Source organism: Solimonas terrae (assembly GCF_011067135.1).
GTDB lineage: Bacteria > Pseudomonadota > Gammaproteobacteria > Nevskiales > Nevskiaceae > Solimonas > Solimonas terrae.
The window spans coordinates 287,154-302,995 of sequence record NZ_JAAMOW010000007.1 but is presented as its reverse complement, the minus strand read 5'-3'; the positions used below and the strand labels follow the sequence as shown (position 1 = coordinate 302,995).

13 protein-coding genes are annotated in these 15,842 nt (G+C 64.9%); 11 read left to right on the top strand and 2 right to left on the bottom strand.

The genetic code is table 11. From position 1 onward, the window contains the following. The first annotated feature begins 15 nt into the window (after positions 1 to 15). Positions 16 to 1,197, top strand: a complete 1,182-nt coding sequence (locus G7Y85_RS14775; RefSeq protein ID WP_166258716.1) for a saccharopine dehydrogenase family protein — start codon at positions 16 to 18, stop codon at positions 1,195 to 1,197. Then, positions 1,194 to 1,565, top strand: a complete 372-nt coding sequence (locus G7Y85_RS14770; RefSeq protein WP_166258713.1) for a DUF423 domain-containing protein — start codon at positions 1,194 to 1,196, stop codon at positions 1,563 to 1,565. The genes G7Y85_RS14775 and G7Y85_RS14770 overlap by 4 nt, the downstream gene beginning before the upstream one ends. Before the next feature lie 18 nt (positions 1,566 to 1,583). Here the strand turns inward: G7Y85_RS14770 and G7Y85_RS14765 are convergent, their stop codons facing one another. Further along, complete coding sequence (locus tag G7Y85_RS14765; RefSeq protein ID WP_166258710.1) at positions 1,584 to 2,276, bottom strand: response regulator; 693 nt, start codon at positions 2,274 to 2,276, stop codon at positions 1,584 to 1,586. A gap of 32 nt (positions 2,277 to 2,308) precedes the next feature. Here G7Y85_RS14765 and G7Y85_RS14760 point away from each other — a divergent pair, with 32 nt between their 5' ends. The 7 genes from G7Y85_RS14760 (at position 2,309) to G7Y85_RS14730 (ending at position 11,681) form a co-directional block, all read left to right on the top strand. Next, entirely contained in the window at positions 2,309 to 2,545 is a 237-nt protein-coding gene (locus tag G7Y85_RS14760) for a hypothetical protein (RefSeq protein WP_166258707.1), read from the top strand. A 154-nt stretch (positions 2,546 to 2,699) separates the two neighbouring features. Then, positions 2,700 to 3,965: an RsmB/NOP family class I SAM-dependent RNA methyltransferase gene (locus tag G7Y85_RS14755; protein ID WP_166258703.1), complete on the top strand. Its 1,266-nt coding sequence runs from the start codon at positions 2,700 to 2,702 to the stop codon at positions 3,963 to 3,965. Positions 3,966 to 4,015: 50 nt separating this feature from the next. Next, on the top strand, positions 4,016 to 4,741 hold the full coding sequence (locus G7Y85_RS14750) for a TetR/AcrR family transcriptional regulator (RefSeq protein ID WP_166258699.1): 726 nt from the start codon (positions 4,016 to 4,018) through the stop codon (positions 4,739 to 4,741). Continuing rightward, positions 4,722 to 6,248 carry an efflux transporter outer membrane subunit gene (locus tag G7Y85_RS14745; protein WP_166258696.1) on the top strand — a complete coding sequence of 509 codons (1,527 nt, stop codon included), beginning with the start codon at positions 4,722 to 4,724 and terminating at the stop codon, positions 6,246 to 6,248. The genes G7Y85_RS14750 and G7Y85_RS14745 overlap by 20 nt, the downstream gene beginning before the upstream one ends. Before the next feature lie 42 nt (positions 6,249 to 6,290). Further along, complete coding sequence (locus G7Y85_RS14740; protein WP_166258693.1) at positions 6,291 to 7,496, top strand: efflux RND transporter periplasmic adaptor subunit; 1,206 nt, start codon at positions 6,291 to 6,293, stop codon at positions 7,494 to 7,496. 15 nt (positions 7,497 to 7,511) lie between these two features. Next, positions 7,512 to 10,607 (top strand): efflux RND transporter permease subunit, encoded by a 3,096-nt coding sequence (locus tag G7Y85_RS14735; RefSeq protein WP_166258690.1) that lies wholly within the window; start codon positions 7,512 to 7,514, stop codon positions 10,605 to 10,607. 114 nt (positions 10,608 to 10,721) lie between these two features. Continuing rightward, on the top strand, positions 10,722 to 11,681 hold the full coding sequence (locus G7Y85_RS14730) for a beta-ketoacyl-ACP synthase III (protein WP_166258687.1): 960 nt from the start codon (positions 10,722 to 10,724) through the stop codon (positions 11,679 to 11,681). Between the two features lie 162 nt (positions 11,682 to 11,843). Here G7Y85_RS14730 and prpR read toward each other — a convergent pair whose 3' ends face one another. Then, on the bottom strand, positions 11,844 to 13,451 hold the full coding sequence (gene prpR / locus G7Y85_RS14725; RefSeq protein ID WP_166258684.1) for a propionate catabolism operon regulatory protein PrpR: 1,608 nt from the start codon (positions 13,449 to 13,451) through the stop codon (positions 11,844 to 11,846). Positions 13,452 to 13,709: 258 nt separating this feature from the next. Here prpR and prpB point away from each other — a divergent pair, with 258 nt between their 5' ends. Beyond that, positions 13,710 to 14,594, top strand: a complete 885-nt coding sequence (prpB, locus tag G7Y85_RS14720) for a methylisocitrate lyase (RefSeq protein WP_166258681.1) — start codon at positions 13,710 to 13,712, stop codon at positions 14,592 to 14,594. 31 nt (positions 14,595 to 14,625) lie between these two features. Beyond that, complete coding sequence (gene prpC / locus G7Y85_RS14715) at positions 14,626 to 15,780, top strand: bifunctional 2-methylcitrate synthase/citrate synthase (protein WP_166258678.1); 1,155 nt, start codon at positions 14,626 to 14,628, stop codon at positions 15,778 to 15,780. The last annotated feature ends 62 nt before the right edge of the window (positions 15,781 to 15,842 follow it).

Below are 15,842 nucleotides of genomic sequence, written 5' to 3'. Positions count from 1 at the left end.
CGAGGAGCCGCCGGCATGGCGAAACGACGCAAGTACGAGCTTGTCCTGCTGGGCGCGACCGGCTTCACCGGTCAGCTGACAGCCGAATACCTGGCCGCCAACGGCGGGCCGGATCTGAAGTGGGCACTGGCCGGTCGCTCGCTCGACAAGCTGAAGCTGGTGCGCGCGCGGCTGGCCGACCAGTACCCGGCGATGCAGTCGCTCGATCTGCTGCAGGTCGATGTCGACGACACGGCATCGCTGGACAAGATGGCGGGCAGCACGCGCGTCGTGATCACCACGGTCGGCCCGTATCTCGTGCACGGCGAGCCGGTCGTCGCGGCGTGCGCCGCTGCAGGCACCGACTACGTCGATCTCACCGGCGAACCCGAATTCGTCGATGCCATGTGGCTGCGGCATCACGATCGTGCCCGCGAGACCGGCGCGCGCATCGTCCATTGCTGTGGTTTCGACAGCATTCCGCATGATCTCGGCTGCTGGTTCACGGTGCAGCAATTGCCGGTCGATGTGCCCTTGCGGGTCCAGGGTTTCGTGCGCGCCGGCGGCCAGTTTTCCGGTGGCACGCTGCACTCTGCGGTGCTGGCGATGTCGCGGCTCGGAGAATCGGCGAAGCTGCGCCGCGAACGGCGCCAGCGCGAGGGCTGGCCGGTCGATCGTCGCATCGGATCCTTGAGTCACGGTCTTCGCTATGTGCCGGCGCTTGGCAGCTGGGCCTTGCCGATGCCGACGATCGATCCGCAGATCGTGCGACGCAGCGCTGCGGCCCTGGATCGCTACGGGCCGGACTTCCGCTATGGCCATTACCTGCAGCTCAAGAAGCTGCGCTCGGCGGTGCAGCTCGTCGGCGGTGTCGCCGCAGTTGCCGCGGCCGCGCAGTTCAAACCGACGCGCGAGCGTCTGTTGAAGATTCGCGGCAGCGGCGAGGGCCCCAGCGCGGAACAGCGCGCCAAAAGCTGGTTCAAGGTCAATTTTCTCGGCGAAGGTGGCGGCAAGTCGGTGCGCTGCGAGGTGTCCGGAGGCGATCCGGGCTACACCGAAACGGCGAAGATGCTGGCCGAGTCGGCGCTGGCGCTGGCGTTCGACAAATTGCCGCATACCTCAGGTTGCGTGACTCCGGTGCAGGCGATGGGCGATGCCCTGATCGAACGCCTGCAGGGGCGCGGCATCCGTTTTCGCGTCGTCGAGGGTGCCGCATGAGACTGTGGCTCGGGCTCGGCGCGCTGTACGGGTTTCTCGGCGTGGTGCTCGGCGCTTTCGGCGCACACGGCCTCCGCCATCTGCTGTCGACGGAGGCGCTGGCGATCTGGCACACCGCCGTCGAATACCAGTTCTATCATGCCCTCGCGCTGCTGCTGCTCGGGCTGTGGACCGCTCAGCGATCGACGCGGGCGCTGAATGTCGCGGGAACCTGTTTCGCTGTCGGCATCCTGCTGTTTTCAGGCAGCCTCTACGCGCTGGCCCTGAGCGGTGTACGCAGTCTCGGCGCGATCACGCCCTTCGGGGGGCTGCTGTTGATGGTCGCCTGGCTGACGCTGGCGTGGACCGCGTTCCGGCCGGCGCGCTGAGTTCCAGGCCCGCGCGTTTCAGGCCCCGTGTGGACGACTGGCCTTCAACAGGCTTTGTGCAAATTGTTCGAGGGCCTTGCGGCCGGCCTCATCAAGTTCACGCGCGAACTGTGCGCGCAGTTCGGCGAGTTCGCTATCCAGACGCTGCTCAAGTGCGCTGACGCGTGCGCGCAGCGCCTGCAGTTCAGCGTCTGCCGCCGGAGCCGGCACCGCGGGTGCTTCGACGAGGAAGCCTGCGGCTGCCGGGGTTGCGGCAACCGGCGCATCGAGCAGGACGTCGGCCTCGTCCACGGCATCGCCGTTTTGCGCGGCGCTCAGGCTCGCCTCGATTTCCAGTTCGCGCTCGCGCAGTTCGATCGACGTCAGCAGGCGCTGCAGATGTTCCGGAGTCGGCGGTTTGGGCAGGACGTCGGCTGCGCCCTGATCGCGCGCTTCGCTGATGAACGCTTCGCCTTCGTTCGAAGAACAGATCACGATCGGGATCGCCGCCGTTTCCGGGTCCTGCTTGAACTTGCGCATGGCTTCGAAGCCGTCGATGCCCGGCATGATGTGATCGAGAAAAATCAGGTCCGGACGCTGTTCGTGGACGATGCGATAGGCGTCCGTCGCGCAGTCGGCGGTGTCGACCTTGAACGCATGGCTTTCCAGGTGCCGGCGCAGCGCAAAGCGTGCCGATTTCGAATCATCGACGACCAGTGCGGTCCTTTCCATGCAGTTGCGTTCCTCGAAAGTGATCGGACGAAATGGGATCATCGCAATCTAGCATCGCCGCCGATCGCTTTGCAGTGCGCTGGCGCGGCGGCGCATGGCGGCGGACCGGCGGTCCGACGAGAAACGGCGACGTGAAGACGCCGCCGTTCAAAGACAAAACAGGCGCGGTGCCTCGCGGCGCCGCGCCTGAGTTGTGGATCTGGAATTACTTTTTCTTCGCAGCTTTTTTGGGAGCAGCTTTTTTCGCTTTCTTGGCAGCAGCCATGTGAATCTCCTTCAAGCCGTAGAAATATGGCGGCTTCATAAGCCCCACGACTTACGATTCGCCAGCCACGACTGATCGTGTCACCGCCCCTTTCCAAACACAATAGGTTGTATTTGATGAGCCGACGAACGGTTGGTACGGGGCCAAAGCAGGACGGCATGGCGGCGCCTTCTTCGGCGGTCACCCGGATCCGGGCGGCGCACTGGCAGGCTGCCGCGCTGCTGCTGGAAAAGATCCGCGACGATCGGCAGGCGGCGGACGTGGCGCTCGGCCACTGGTTTCGCGAGCACCGCCAGATGGGTGGTCGCGATCGTGGCCATGTCACGGCGCTGGTCTATGGCGTGCTGCGCGATGCGATGCGCTTGCAGCGCATGGCCGGCCCGCAGCCCCTGTCGTGTCGGGACTGGCTTTGCATGCACGCCTTGTCGACCGGTCTTCTCGACCATCACGCCTTGCATGCACTGGCGGGGGACGCCGCCGATGCCGCCCGGACCCGTTTGCAGGCGTTCGATGACGCCGCGCTCGGTGATGCCGAGCGGCACAACGTTCCGGAGTCGATCTGGCGGCACTGGCAGACGCACTACGGGCACGAGGCGGCGCTGCTGGCCGACGCCCTGAACCGGGAGGCGCCTGTCGATCTGCGCGTCAATCTGCTGAAGGCGAGTCGCGAACGTGCCAGCGCAGTGCTGCAGGATCTGGGTCTGGAGCCAACTACGACACCACTGTCGCCGTGGGGGCTGCGCCTGCCGCGTCGTGCCGCCCTGCAAAGCGCCGCGCCCTATCGCGAAGGCTGGGTCGAGCCGCAGGACGAGGGCAGCCAGTTGCTGGCACTGCTGGTCGATGCAAAGCCCGGCGAGCGGATCGCCGATTTTTGCGCCGGCGCCGGCGGCAAGACCCTCGCGCTGGGAGCGGCAATGCAGAACCGGGGCGAGCTGTGGGCGCTCGACATCGCGGCCTCGCGCCTGTCGCGGATCGGCAGTCGCGCACAGCGTGCCGGTCTGTCGATCGTGCAGGCCTGCGTGTTGCCGGATGACGCATGGCTGACGACGCAGCGCGGACGCTTCGATGCCGTGCTGGTCGACGCACCGTGTTCGGCGACCGGCACCTGGCGACGCAATCCGGAGCTGCGGCTGAGGGACATCGACTTCACCGCATTGGCGCTTCAGCAGCGTGGGATTCTCGCCGCCGCTGCCAGGCTCGTGCGCCCCGGCGGGCGCTTGATCTACGCGACCTGCAGCCTGATGCGTGATGAAAACGAAGCTGTGGTCGCGGACTTTATTGCGCGAAATGCCGGCTTTGACGTTGAAGATGCATCTACTGTCATCAATTGTGGGGATTCTGGCCCTTTCCTGCGTCTGCTCCCGCATCGTCACGGAACCGATGGTTTCTTCGCGGCGCGCATGCTGCGGCGCAACGACACTTGATCATTTCATGAATTGAATTCAAAATTCGCGCCTTCCTCAAAAGCGCACAAATGGGAACCCGGGAACGACGCCAGCGAGAGGTTGCGGAGCGCGAACAGCTGTTCCTCGACGCTGCGCGCAGCCTCATTCGTGAAGACGGCCTGCTCAATCTGCAGATGAGTCGGGTCGCCGAAAAATGCGATTACGCGGTGGGCACGCTGTACCAGCACTTCGTCTCCAAAGAGGATCTGCTGGTCGCTCTGGCCAGCGATCAGGCGCAGGAACGGGTCGATTTGTTCGTGCGCGTGTACCGGGCGAAAGCGAGTACGCGTGACCGCATGCTCGGATTTGCCGTTGCCGACATCGTCTATGCGCGCCGGCGACCGGAACATTTCCGGCTGCTGCAATTCGTGTTCACGGACGTGATCTGGGGGGCGACGCCACCTGCCCGCCGACAGGCCTGCATGGAGGCGCATGCGCCCTTGCGGCAGGCCGCGCTGGACCTGATCGACGAGGCGATCGGCGCCGGCGATCTCGATCCGCGTGGTCTGACGCCATCCGAGATCTGCCTGGCGCCGTGGGCGATGTCGACCGGACTGCACGCCATCGTTCACAACGAAGGGTTGGTGGAACAGCATCAGTTTGCCGAGCCTTATCGGCTGATGCTGCGTTACATCAATGATCTGCTGAATGGCCTGGGCTGGAAGCCATGGACCGATTCCACCGATGCCGCGGCGCTCGACGCGCTGGCGGAACGACTATGCAAAGAGGTGCTGCATGAAAGCTATTGCGCATGACAAGACGCTGCTGACGCTGGCCGTTGCCGGCCTTGCGACCACCCTGGCTGCCTGTGCGGTAGGGCCGGATTTCAAGACGCCGGAGGCGACCAAGGGCGAACGCTATACGGCCGAGGTGCTGCCGGACAAGACAGCGGCGACGCCGGTGGCCGGTGGTGAAGCGCAGACGCTGAAGAGCGGCGCACAGCTGCCGGCGCAGTGGTGGCAGCTGTTCGGCTCCGAGCTGATCAGCAAGCGCATCGAACAGGCCTTTGCGCACAGCCCGAGTCTGGCGGCGGCGCAGGCGGCGTTGCGGCAGGCGCAGGAGAACGCCAAGGCGGCCAACGGTGGCTACTGGCCGAGCGTCGATCTCAAGGGCCAGGCATCGCGGCAGAAGGTCAACACCGCGGCCTCCGGGGCCGGCGCGGGGGCGAACAGTTACATCTACAACCTGTACGGCGCCTCGGTCGGCGTCTCGTACACCTTCGACCTGTTCGGCGGCGTGCGTCGCTCGGTCGAAGCGCAGCGTGCGCAGGCCGACTACCAGCGGTTCCAGTACGAAGGCGCGTATCTGACGCTGGCTTCGAACGTCGTCACCGCCAGCGTTCGCGAGGCGTCGTTGCAGACGCAGGTTGCGGCAACCGAAGACATCATCAAGGCGCTCGAAGAGCAGCAGCGCATCACCGAAAAGCAGTACGAGCTGGGTGCCGTCGCCCTGACCGACGTGCTGTCGACGCGCACGCAGGTTGAAGCCACGCGCGCGACGCTGCCGGCGCTGCGTCAGCAGCTGGCCGAGACACGCAACCAGCTGGCCATCTATCTCGGCCAGATGCCCGCCGAACAGGACGACGCGACGCTCGATCTTGGCGCGCTGACCCTGCCGCAGGAAATTCCGCTGTCGTTGCCGTCGCAGCTGGCACAGCAGCGTCCGGACATTCGTGCTGCCGAAGCGCAGCTGCATCAGGCCTCGGCCAACGTCGGCGTGGCGACCGCGAATCTGTTTCCAAGCCTGACGATCAGCGGCAGCTACGGCGCGCAGGCGACCAGCGGCAACCTGTTCGACGCATCGAACGAGATCTGGAACATCGCGGGCGGCCTGACCGCGCCGATCTTCCATGGCGGCGAACTGCAGGCGCGCAAGCGCGCGGCAGTGGCGGCGTATGACGAGGCGTTTGCGAACTACAAGCAGACGGTGTTGCAGGCGTTCGCCAATGTCGCCGACAGCCTGCACGCGCTCGACAACGACGCCCAGGCCCTGCAGTCGCGCTACACCGCGCAGCAGAGTGCCGACCAGAATCTCGATCTGGTGCAGCAGTCGTATCGTGCCGGTGCAGTCGGTTATCTGAACGTGCTCGATGCTCAGCGTCAGCAGCAGGAAGCGAAGATCAATTTCATCACTGCGCAGGCCGCCCGCTACAGCGATACCGCCGCGCTGTTCCAGGCGCTCGGCGGCGGTTGGTGGAATCGTGACGGGCAGGGCGATGCAGCGGCAACGGCCGCTGCCACGACTGCTGCCGCGACGCCGTAGCGCGCGGGCATCAGGTCAACAGAATCGAACTCAGGGAAGAACATGAAACGTTGGGGAATCCTCGCCCTCGTCGTTGTCGCGCTGGTGCTCGTCATCGGTGGCATCAAGGCCTGGTCGGTGTACAGCATGATCCAGGGCTTCAAGGCCCAGGGCGTGCCCAAGGAGACGGTCTCGACCTACAAGGCCAGCTACCAGCAATGGCGGCCGACGCTGGATGCGGTCGGCAGCCTGCGGGCTGTCCAGGGTGCTGATCTGAGTCCCGAACTGGCCGGCATCGTCGATGAGATCGGCTTCAAGTCCGGTGACGACGTCAAGGCCGGCGCGGTGCTCGTGAAGCTGCGCGCTGCCGACGACGTTGCACGCCTCGATGCCCTGCGCGCCAGTGCCGATCTCGCGCAGACGGTGTACGAGCGCGACAAATCGCAGCTCGCCGCGCACGCGATCAGCCAGGCCGCGCTCGACACCAGCGATGCCAATCTGAAGACCGCGAAGGCGCAGCTGGCCGAGCAGCAGGCGCTGGTCGCCAAGAAGATCATCCGGGCGCCGTTCTCCGGCCATCTCGGCATTCGCGCCGTCGATCCCGGGCAGTACGTCGCGCCGGGCACCAAGCTGGTGACCCTGCAGCAGCTCGATCCGATCTACGTCGACTTCACGCTGCCGCAACAGCAGCTCGCGCAGATCGCGGTCGGCCAGAAGGTCAGCGTCCACAACGACAGCTATGCCGACACGCAGTTTGCCGGCGAGATCACCGCGATCGATCCGAAGGTCGATCCGGACACGCGCAATGTCAGCGTGCAGGCGACGCTGAAGAACCCGCAGCATCGATTGCTGCCCGGCATGTACGCCGATGTGCAGATCGAAGTCGGCGAACCGCAGCGTTATCTGACGCTGCCGCAGACCGCGATCACCTTCAATCCGTACGGCGAGACCGTGTTCGTCGTGACGACCGCGGCCAGGCTCAAGGCCGAGGCGGACGAGAAGGCGAAACAGGCCGGCGAGAAGCCGGACGACGACAAGAGCAGCGATTCCGGCGCGCCGGAAGCCGCAGGCGATCAGCTGGTCAGCAAGCAGGTGCTCGTCACCGTCGGCCCGACGCGCGGCGATCAGATCGCCGTGCTCAAGGGCGTTCAGGAGGGGGACGAAGTCGTCACCAGTGGCCAGATCAAGCTGAAGAATGGTTCGGCGATCGAGATCAACAATGACGTGCAGCCGCTCAACGACGCCGATCCGAAGCCGACCGAAGAGTGAGACGGCAGAAGCCGCATGAAATTCACTGACATCTTCATCCGCAACCCGGTCCTCGCGACCGTGGTCAGCCTGCTGATCCTCGTGCTCGGCCTGCGTGCGCTGGCCCAGCTGCCGATCCGCCAGTTTCCGAAGTCGGAAATCGCGACGGTCACGATCACCACGCAGTACTACGGTGCCAACTCCGATGTGATCGCCGGCTTCGTCACCACGCCGATCGAAGCGGCGGTCGCGCAGGCGCAGGGCATCGACTACATGAACTCGATCAGCCAGGCCGGCACCAGCACGGTGACCGCAAGCCTGCGGCTGAACTACGACGCCAACAAGGCGCTCACCGAGATCAGCACCAAGGTCAATTCGGTGCTGAACCAGCTGCCGCCGCAGTCGCAGCAGCCGATCATCACGCTGTCGACCGGCGAATCGACCGACTCGATGTACATCGGCTTCTACAGCGATACGCTGGCCGGCAACCAGATCACCGATTATCTGCTGCGCGTGGTCAAGCCGAAGCTGCAGACCATCCCCGGCGTGCAGACCGCCGAGATTCTCGGCGAGCGGCAGTTCGCGCTGCGCGCCTGGCTTGATCCCGACAAGCTCGCTGCACACGGCCTGACCGCGCAGGACGTCTATACGGCGCTGGCGGCCAACAACTACATCTCCGCGCTCGGCAGCACCAAAGGCCAGATGGTGACGGTCGACATCACGGCCGGTACCGACCTGCACAGCGTCGACGAGTTCAAGCGCCTGATCATCAAGCAGAAGGGCATTTCGGTCGTTCGCCTCGAAGACGTCGCCAACGTCACGCTCGGCGCCGAGAACTACGACTTCGACGCCCTCATGAACGACAAGCAGGCCGTGTTCATGGGCATCAAGGTCGCGCCGGACGCCAACGTGCTGTCGGTCATCAGCGGCGTGCGCGATGTCTTCCCGGAGATCCAGTCGCAGTTGCCGGCCGGCCTCAACGGCAAGATCAACTACGACTCGACCGACTACATCAACAATGCCATTCACGAAGTCGAGAAGACGCTCGTCGAGGCACTGATCATCGTCACACTGGTGATCTTCCTGTTCCTTGGCGCGCCACGCTCGGTGCTGATCCCCGCCGTCGCGATCCCGCTGTCGCTGGTCGGCGGCTTTTTCATCATGCTGGTGCTCGGGTACTCCGTGAACCTGCTGACACTGCTGGCGCTGGTGCTGGCGATCGGGCTGGTCGTCGACGACGCGATCATCGTCGTCGAGAACGTCGACCGACATCTCAAGGAAGGCAAGACGCCGATGCAGGCGGCGCTGATCGGCGCGCGCGAGCTGGCCGGGCCGATCATCGCGATCTCCGTCGTGCTGATTGCGGTCTATGTGCCGATCGGGTTCCAGGGTGGCCTGACCGGCTCGCTGTTCTCCGAGTTTGCGTTCACGCTGGCCGGTGCGGTCGCGGTTTCGGCAGTGGTCGCGTTGACCCTGTCACCGATGCTGGCGTCGCGCTTTCTGCGCGCAGAGCACCAGCAGGGTCGGTTGGTGAAGCGGATCGACCGCAACTTCGAATGGACGCGCCATCAGTACGAACGACTGCTGAAGATCGGACTGCGCCACTGGGCCGTGGTCGTCACGTTCGGCTTCATCGTCATCGTGCTGATCTTCGTGATGATGAAGTTCACGCAGCGGGAACTGGCGCCGAACGAGGATCAGAGTTTCATGATCGTCTACGGCTACGCGTCGCCGAACGCCGGTACGCAGCAGATGCAGCGTTACGCCAAGCAGGTCTACGACATCGTCGCCGGGCACCCCGAGCACGATCAGGTCTTCCAGTTCACCGGCATCAATGGCCAGAACACGACGCTGACCGGCGTCATTCTCAAGCCCTGGGATCAGCGAACGAAGGACGCCGACACGCTGCAGAAGGAACTGCAGGCACAGGTGAACCACGTCGCCGGCGCCAAGATCTATGCCTCGCTGCCGCCGCCGTTGCCCACCGGTACCGGCGGCAACAACACGCCGGTCGTGTTCGTGCTCGGCACGACCGAGCCGTTCGCGAATCTCAACGACGTGATCCTGCGCATGCTCGACAAGGCGAGGAAGAGCGGCAAGTTCTACTTCATCGATACCGACCTCAAGCTCAACAAGCCGCAGGTGACGGTCAATGTACAGCGCGACAAGGTGGCGGCGCTGGGCCTGACCATGCAGGATGTCGGCGCCTCGCTGGGCGCGATGCTCGGCGGCGGCTACGTCAACTACTTCAGCATTTCCGGGCGCTCGTACAAGGTCATTCCGCAGGTCGAACAGTATGACCGTCTGAATCCCGAGCAGCTGAAGGACTTCTATATCCGTGCCGCAAACGGCGTGATGGTGCCGGCGTCGACGGTCATCTCGCTGAAGACCGAAACCATCCCGACCCGCATCAGCCATTTCCAGCAGCTGAATTCCGCGACCTTCTCCGGCGTGCCGGTCGGCTCGCTCGGCGATGCGCTCGCCTACCTGAAGAAGATCGCCCGGGAAGAAATGCCGCAGGGCTACTCGATCGACTACGCCGGCCAGTCCCGGCAGTACATCCAGGAGTCAAGTTCGTTCGCGCTGACCTTCGCGTTCGCGGTCGTCATCATCTTCCTGGCGCTGTCCGCGCAGTTCGGCAGCTTCCGTGATCCGTTGATCGTGATGATGTCGGTGCCGATGGCGATTTTCGGCGCGATGATCTTCATCTTCCTCGGCATCAAGAAGGCGACCCTGAACATCTATACGGAAGTCGGACTGGTGACGCTGATCGGCCTGATTTCCAAGCACGGCATCCTGATCGTGCAGTTTGCCAACGATGAGCAGAAGGCCGGTCGCTCGAAGTGGGATGCGATCATGATTGCCGCCGGCATCCGCCTGCGTCCGATCCTGATGACGACGGCGGCGATGGTGCTCAGTGTCGTACCGCTGGTGATCGCCAGCGGTGCCGGCGCCGTCGGCCGCAATCACATGGGTCTGGTGATCTTCACCGGCATCTCGATCGGAACCTTGTTCACGCTGTTCGTGGTGCCGGCGATGTATCTGTGGCTCGCCGCCGATCACAAGGGTACGCCACGGCTGTTGTCCGACGAAGGTGTCGATACGGTGAAACCGAAACCGGGCGTTCCCTGACACGTCATGTTCCATAACCCCGCCAGTCGCAAGTCTGGCGGGGTTTTTCGTTGATCGCGCTAAAATGGCTGTCCGGCCGCGGCGTACGGCCTCACAATCCCCAGCGAGAGAGCGATGGCGTATTCCCGTATTGTCGGTACCGGCAGCTATCTGCCCGCGCAGGCCTTGAGCAATGTGCAGCTCGAAAGCCGGATCGACACCACCGACGAGTGGATCTTCTCGCGGACCGGCATCCGCAGCCGTCACGTCGCCGCGCCGGACGAGAAGACCTCCGATCTGGCCTTGCACGCTTCACGCAAGGCGCTCGAAGCTGCGGGCGTCGATGTCGGCGAAATCGATCTGATCGTCGTTGCCACGACCACGCCGGACATGATGTTCCCGTCAACCGCCGCCCTGCTGCAGCACAAGCTCGGCGTTCGCGGCTGCGCGGCGATGGACGTGCAGGCGGTCTGCACCGGTTTCGTCTACGCGCTGGCGGTGGCCGACAAGTTCGTCGCCAGCGGCCAGAGCAAATGTGCGCTGGTAGTCGGGGCTGAAGTGTTTTCGCGGCTGCTCGACTGGAGCGACCGTCGCACCTGCGTGCTGTTCGGCGACGGCGCCGGCGCCGTCGTGCTCAGGCACAGCGAGACGCCCGGCATCCTGTCGACCCATCTGCATGCCGACGGCAGCCAGAGCGGCATTCTCAATGTCGAAGGTTCGGTGCAGAACGGTGTCGTTCAGGGGCGCGCCTTCGTGCACATGGACGGCGGCGCCGTGTTCAAGTTCGCGGTGCGGGTGCTCGATGAGGTCTGTCGCGAGACGCTGGCCGCCAACAACATGACCGGCGCCGACATCGACTGGCTGGTCCCGCACCAGGCCAACATCCGCATCATCCAGGCCACCGCCGACAAGCTCGGTCTGCCGCGCGAGCGCGTGGTGACCATGGTCGAAAGTCAGGGCAACACCTCGGCTGCCTCCGTGCCGCTCGCGCTCGACGCCGCAGTGCGTGACGGTCGCATCCAGCCGGGGCACAAGGTCATGCTCGAAGCCGTCGGTGGTGGCATGACCTGGGGCTCCGCGCTTCTCATCATGTGAGAGCGAATTCGCCTGCTGTGCGGGCCGATCTCGCATTCGCCGTGTTCGCTGTGCTCCAGCACAGCTGTACGCGGTGAATGCGACCTTGGTCCGGCTCACAACGGTGACTTCTCCGTGCGGCGAGCTCCCGGTCGGACCGCGCGGCGCTTCGCGCGCGCGGCGTCAGGACGGCTCGCGATGCTTCTCCAGCGCTTTCAATTGCCGCCACAGCGTCGTGCGCGAAATGCCGAGGGCGTCGGCGGCGCGTTGGCGGTCGCCGTTATGCACGCGCAAGGCTTCGGCAATCGTTGCGGCATCGGCCGATGTTCGCGCGGGCCTGGGGGGCGGGCTCGGCGTCTGATGCGTGATCGCGAGCGGGGCGGTGGCCGATTGGCCGATCTCCGGTGACGAGCGCAGCAGCAGCGGTCGGGTCAACGCCGACAATGGCGATTCGGCGTGCGCGAGCACGGCGATGCGCTCGGCGAGATTGCGCAACTCACGCACATTGCCCGGCCAGTCGTGCCGGCGCAGCGTTTCCTGCGCCGGCGCGTCGATCACCATCGCGCCGGCACCGGCGGCGCGCAGGAAGTTCATCAGCAGCAGGGGGATGTCGTCGATGCGTTCGCGCAGCGGCGCGAGCGCGATGCGCAGGACATTGAGGCGGTAGAACAGGTCGCGCCGGAAGCGGCCGTCTGCGGCCAGGGTGTCGAGCGGATTGTGCGTGGCGGCGATCACGCGCACATCGACCGGCACCGGCCGCACGCTGCCGACGCGCAGCACTTCGCGTTCCTCGAGCACGCGCAGCAGGCGCGTCTGCAGGGTCAGCGGCATTTCGCCGATCTCGTCGAGGAACAGCGTGCCGCCGTTCGCCGCTTCGATCAGGCCGACGCGACCGCCGCGACGCGAGCCGGTGAATGCACCGTCGGCATAGCCGAACAGTTCCGCTTCGAGCAGCGATTCGGTGATCGCGCCGCAGTTGATCGCGACGAACGGTGCCGTGCGGCGCGGGCTGGCGCCGTGCAGGGCCTGTGCGACCAGTTCCTTGCCGGTGCCGGTTTCGCCGCTGATCAATACCGTGCGATCGCTGGCGCCGTAGACGCGGACCTGGTCGCGCAGTTCGATCATGGCGTCGCTGTTGCCGATCAGGCGCCGCAGGCTGTAGCGCGCGTCGGTCGCGACCACGCTGCGTCGCGTACCGCTGCGGGCGCTGGCCAGCATGCGCGCCAGATCGATCGCCTGCTCGAACGCGCGGCGTATCGATTCCGGCGAGTACATGAGGATGGCCGCGACGCCGGCGCGATCGGCGAGTTCGGAAATGAAGCCGGTGCCGACGATCGCGCCGCAGCCCTGGGCGACCAGCTCGCCGACCAGATCGCGTGCTTCCTCGGTCGTCGAATACGAGCGCTGCTCGATCTTCAGATCGAACTGCTTCTTGAACGCGGCGAAGGCCGGCAGTTCGCCGCCGTAGGTGATGATGCCGATGCGCTTGGCATGGCGGCGCGCGCGCGTCAGCGCCTGCATCAGGTCGAACCCGTCCGGGCGCACCAGCACCACCGGCTTGTCGATGCGGTTGCGCAGGTACTCGCCGTTCGATCCGGCCGACAGCACGACGTCGCAGTCTTCGGTCTGCAGGCGTTCTCGTATGCGGGTGACGGCCTCCTCGAAGCCGAGGTCGATGGTGTCGATCTGCGCGCGACCGTCGAATTCCGGCGTGACCTCGCGCATCAGGCTGGAGAGGCGGGTGACGCTCGCCGTCCAGATCGTCGGCAGGGAGCTGTCCTGAAGGTCCATGTTGCAGATTATGTTTCATTTTCGGCCTTTCGTGTTTCGTGAAACGTAAAAATGAAACAAGGTGCCTGACCGAGGTCGGCGGCTCGATGGCCGCGCTGGGCTTTTCTCGATGAAATACAAGGTCATATCGGACCGCGGCCGAGACCGCCGCGGACCGACGACGCTGGCACGTCCCTTGATCGCGAAAGGGCCACCACACAGACGCGCGGATCATCGGCGGTCTTGCCGAAGCGCTGCGCCGATCAACAGGAGCCGCTCATGACGCCTTCCGCCGGTGCTGCCTTCCGCGCCGCCCTCGCCGCCGAAAAACCCCTGCAGGTCATAGGCGCGATCAACGCCAATCATGCGCTGCTCGCCAGGCGCGCCGGCTTCAAGGCGATCTACCTGTCGGGCGGTGGCGTTGCCGCCGGCTCGCTCGGTCTGCCGGATCTGGGCATCAACAATCTCGACGACGTGCTCGTCGACGTGCGGCGCATCACCGACGTCTGCGACCTGCCGCTGCTGGTCGACATCGACACCGGCTTCGGCGCCAGCGCATTCAACATCGAGCGGACGATCAAGACGCTGATCAAGGCCGGCGCCGCGGCCTGCCACATCGAGGATCAGGTCGGTGCCAAGCGTTGCGGTCACCGCCCGGGCAAGGAGATTGTCAGCAAGGGCGAGATGGTCGATCGCGTGAAGGCCGCCGCCGATGCCAGGACCGATCCGGACTTCTTCCTGATCGCGCGCACCGATGCCATCCAGGCCGAAGGCGTCGATGCCGCGATCGAACGCTCGATCGCCTGCGTCGAAGCCGGCGCCGATGCGATCTTCGCCGAAGCCGCCTACGATCTGCCGACCTACAAGCGCTTCGTCGACGCCGTGAAGGCCCCGGTGCTTGCCAACATTACCGAATTCGGTGCGACACCCCTGTTTACGCGCGAAGAACTCGCGTCGGTCGGCGTCGCCATCCAGCTGTATCCGCTGTCGGCTTTCCGCGCAGCGAACAAGGCGGCCGAGGCGGTTTACACCTCGATCCGCAGCAACGGCCACCAGAAGGACGTGATCGATCTGATGCAGACTCGCGCCGAGCTGTACGACCGCATCGGCTATCACGCGTTTGAAAGCAAGCTCGACGCACTCTTCGCGTCGAAGAAGAAGTAAGTCCGCGTCGCCCACACAGGAGAACTTCCCGATGACTGAAACCACCGCCCCGACGTTCAAGCCGAAGAAGTCCGTCGCGCTGTCCGGCACGGCTGCCGGCAACACCGCGCTGTGCACGGTCGGCCGCAGCGGCAACGACCTGCATTACCGCGGCTACGACATCCTCGATGTCGCCGCCCAGTGCGAGTTCGAGGAAATCGCACACCTGCTCGTGCACGGCAAGCTGCCGACGGTCGCCGAACTGGCGGCGTACAAGGCAAAGCTGAAGAGCCTGCGCGGCATACCGGCAGCGGTGAAGACTGCGCTCGAACAGCTGCCGCCGTCCGCGCACCCGATGGACGTGATGCGCACCGGCGTGTCGGTGCTCGGCTGCGTCAAGCCGGAGAAGGACGATCACAATCATGCCGGCGCGCGCGACATCGCCGACAAGCTGATGGCCTGTCTCGGCTCGATGCTGCTGTACTGGTACCACTACGCCTACAACGGCAACGTCATCGATGTCGAAACCGACGACGATTCGATCGGTGGTCACTTCCTGCACCTGCTGCATCAGGAAAAGCCGAAGGACAGCTGGGTCAAGGCCATGCACACCTCGCTGGTGCTGTACGCCGAACACGAGTTCAATGCCTCGACGTTCACCTCGCGCGTGATCGCCGGCACCGGTTCCGACATGTACAGCTGCATCGCCGGCGGCATCGGCGCGCTGCGCGGCCCCAAGCACGGCGGCGCCAACGAAGTGGCGTTCGAAATCCAGAAGCGCTATGACTCGCCGGACGAAGCGGAAGCCGACATCAAGGCGCGCGTCGAGAAGAAGGAAGTCGTCATCGGCTTCGGTCATCCGGTCTACACGATCGCCGATCCGCGCAACAAGGTCATCAAGGAAGTCGCGCACGAGCTGTCCAGGGAAGCCGGCAGCACCAAGATGTTCGACATTGCCGAGCGTCTGGAAACCGTGATGTGGGACATCAAGAAGATGTTCCCGAATCTCGACTGGTTCAGCGCCGTCAGCTACCACGTGATGGGCGTGCCGACCGACATGTTCACGCCGCTGTTCGTGATCGCCCGCACCTCCGGCTGGAGCGCGCACGTCATCGAACAGCGCATCGACGGCAAGATCATCCGTCCGTCGGCGAACTACGTCGGCCCGGAAGATCTGAAGTTCGTTCCGATCAAGGATCGCAAGTAGCACTGCGAGTAGCGTGGGGATCCCAGCGTTACGAGTCAGTGCATCGGCGTCTCGCGATAGCG

What these genes read in the sequence shown, in the direction of transcription:
- G7Y85_RS14765 (WP_166258710.1), bottom strand. Translation starts at nt 2,276, where the DNA reads ATGGAAAGGACCGCACTGGTCGTCGATGATTCGAAATCGGCACGCTTT.
- G7Y85_RS14770 (WP_166258713.1), top strand. Translation starts at nt 1,194, where the DNA reads ATGAGACTGTGGCTCGGGCTCGGCGCGCTGTACGGGTTTCTCGGCGTG.
- prpR (WP_166258684.1), bottom strand. Translation starts at nt 13,451, where the DNA reads ATGGACCTTCAGGACAGCTCCCTGCCGACGATCTGGACGGCGAGCGTC.
- G7Y85_RS14750 (WP_166258699.1), top strand. Translation starts at nt 4,016, where the DNA reads ATGGGAACCCGGGAACGACGCCAGCGAGAGGTTGCGGAGCGCGAACAG.
- G7Y85_RS14745 (WP_166258696.1), top strand. Translation starts at nt 4,722, where the DNA reads ATGAAAGCTATTGCGCATGACAAGACGCTGCTGACGCTGGCCGTTGCC.
- prpC (WP_166258678.1), top strand. Translation starts at nt 14,626, where the DNA reads ATGACTGAAACCACCGCCCCGACGTTCAAGCCGAAGAAGTCCGTCGCG.
- G7Y85_RS14755 (WP_166258703.1), top strand. Translation starts at nt 2,700, where the DNA reads ATGGCGGCGCCTTCTTCGGCGGTCACCCGGATCCGGGCGGCGCACTGG.
- G7Y85_RS14760 (WP_166258707.1), top strand. Translation starts at nt 2,309, where the DNA reads ATGGGATCATCGCAATCTAGCATCGCCGCCGATCGCTTTGCAGTGCGC.
- prpB (WP_166258681.1), top strand. Translation starts at nt 13,710, where the DNA reads ATGACGCCTTCCGCCGGTGCTGCCTTCCGCGCCGCCCTCGCCGCCGAA.
- G7Y85_RS14740 (WP_166258693.1), top strand. Translation starts at nt 6,291, where the DNA reads ATGAAACGTTGGGGAATCCTCGCCCTCGTCGTTGTCGCGCTGGTGCTC.
- G7Y85_RS14775 (WP_166258716.1), top strand. Translation starts at nt 16, where the DNA reads ATGGCGAAACGACGCAAGTACGAGCTTGTCCTGCTGGGCGCGACCGGC.
- G7Y85_RS14730 (WP_166258687.1), top strand. Translation starts at nt 10,722, where the DNA reads ATGGCGTATTCCCGTATTGTCGGTACCGGCAGCTATCTGCCCGCGCAG.
- G7Y85_RS14735 (WP_166258690.1), top strand. Translation starts at nt 7,512, where the DNA reads ATGAAATTCACTGACATCTTCATCCGCAACCCGGTCCTCGCGACCGTG.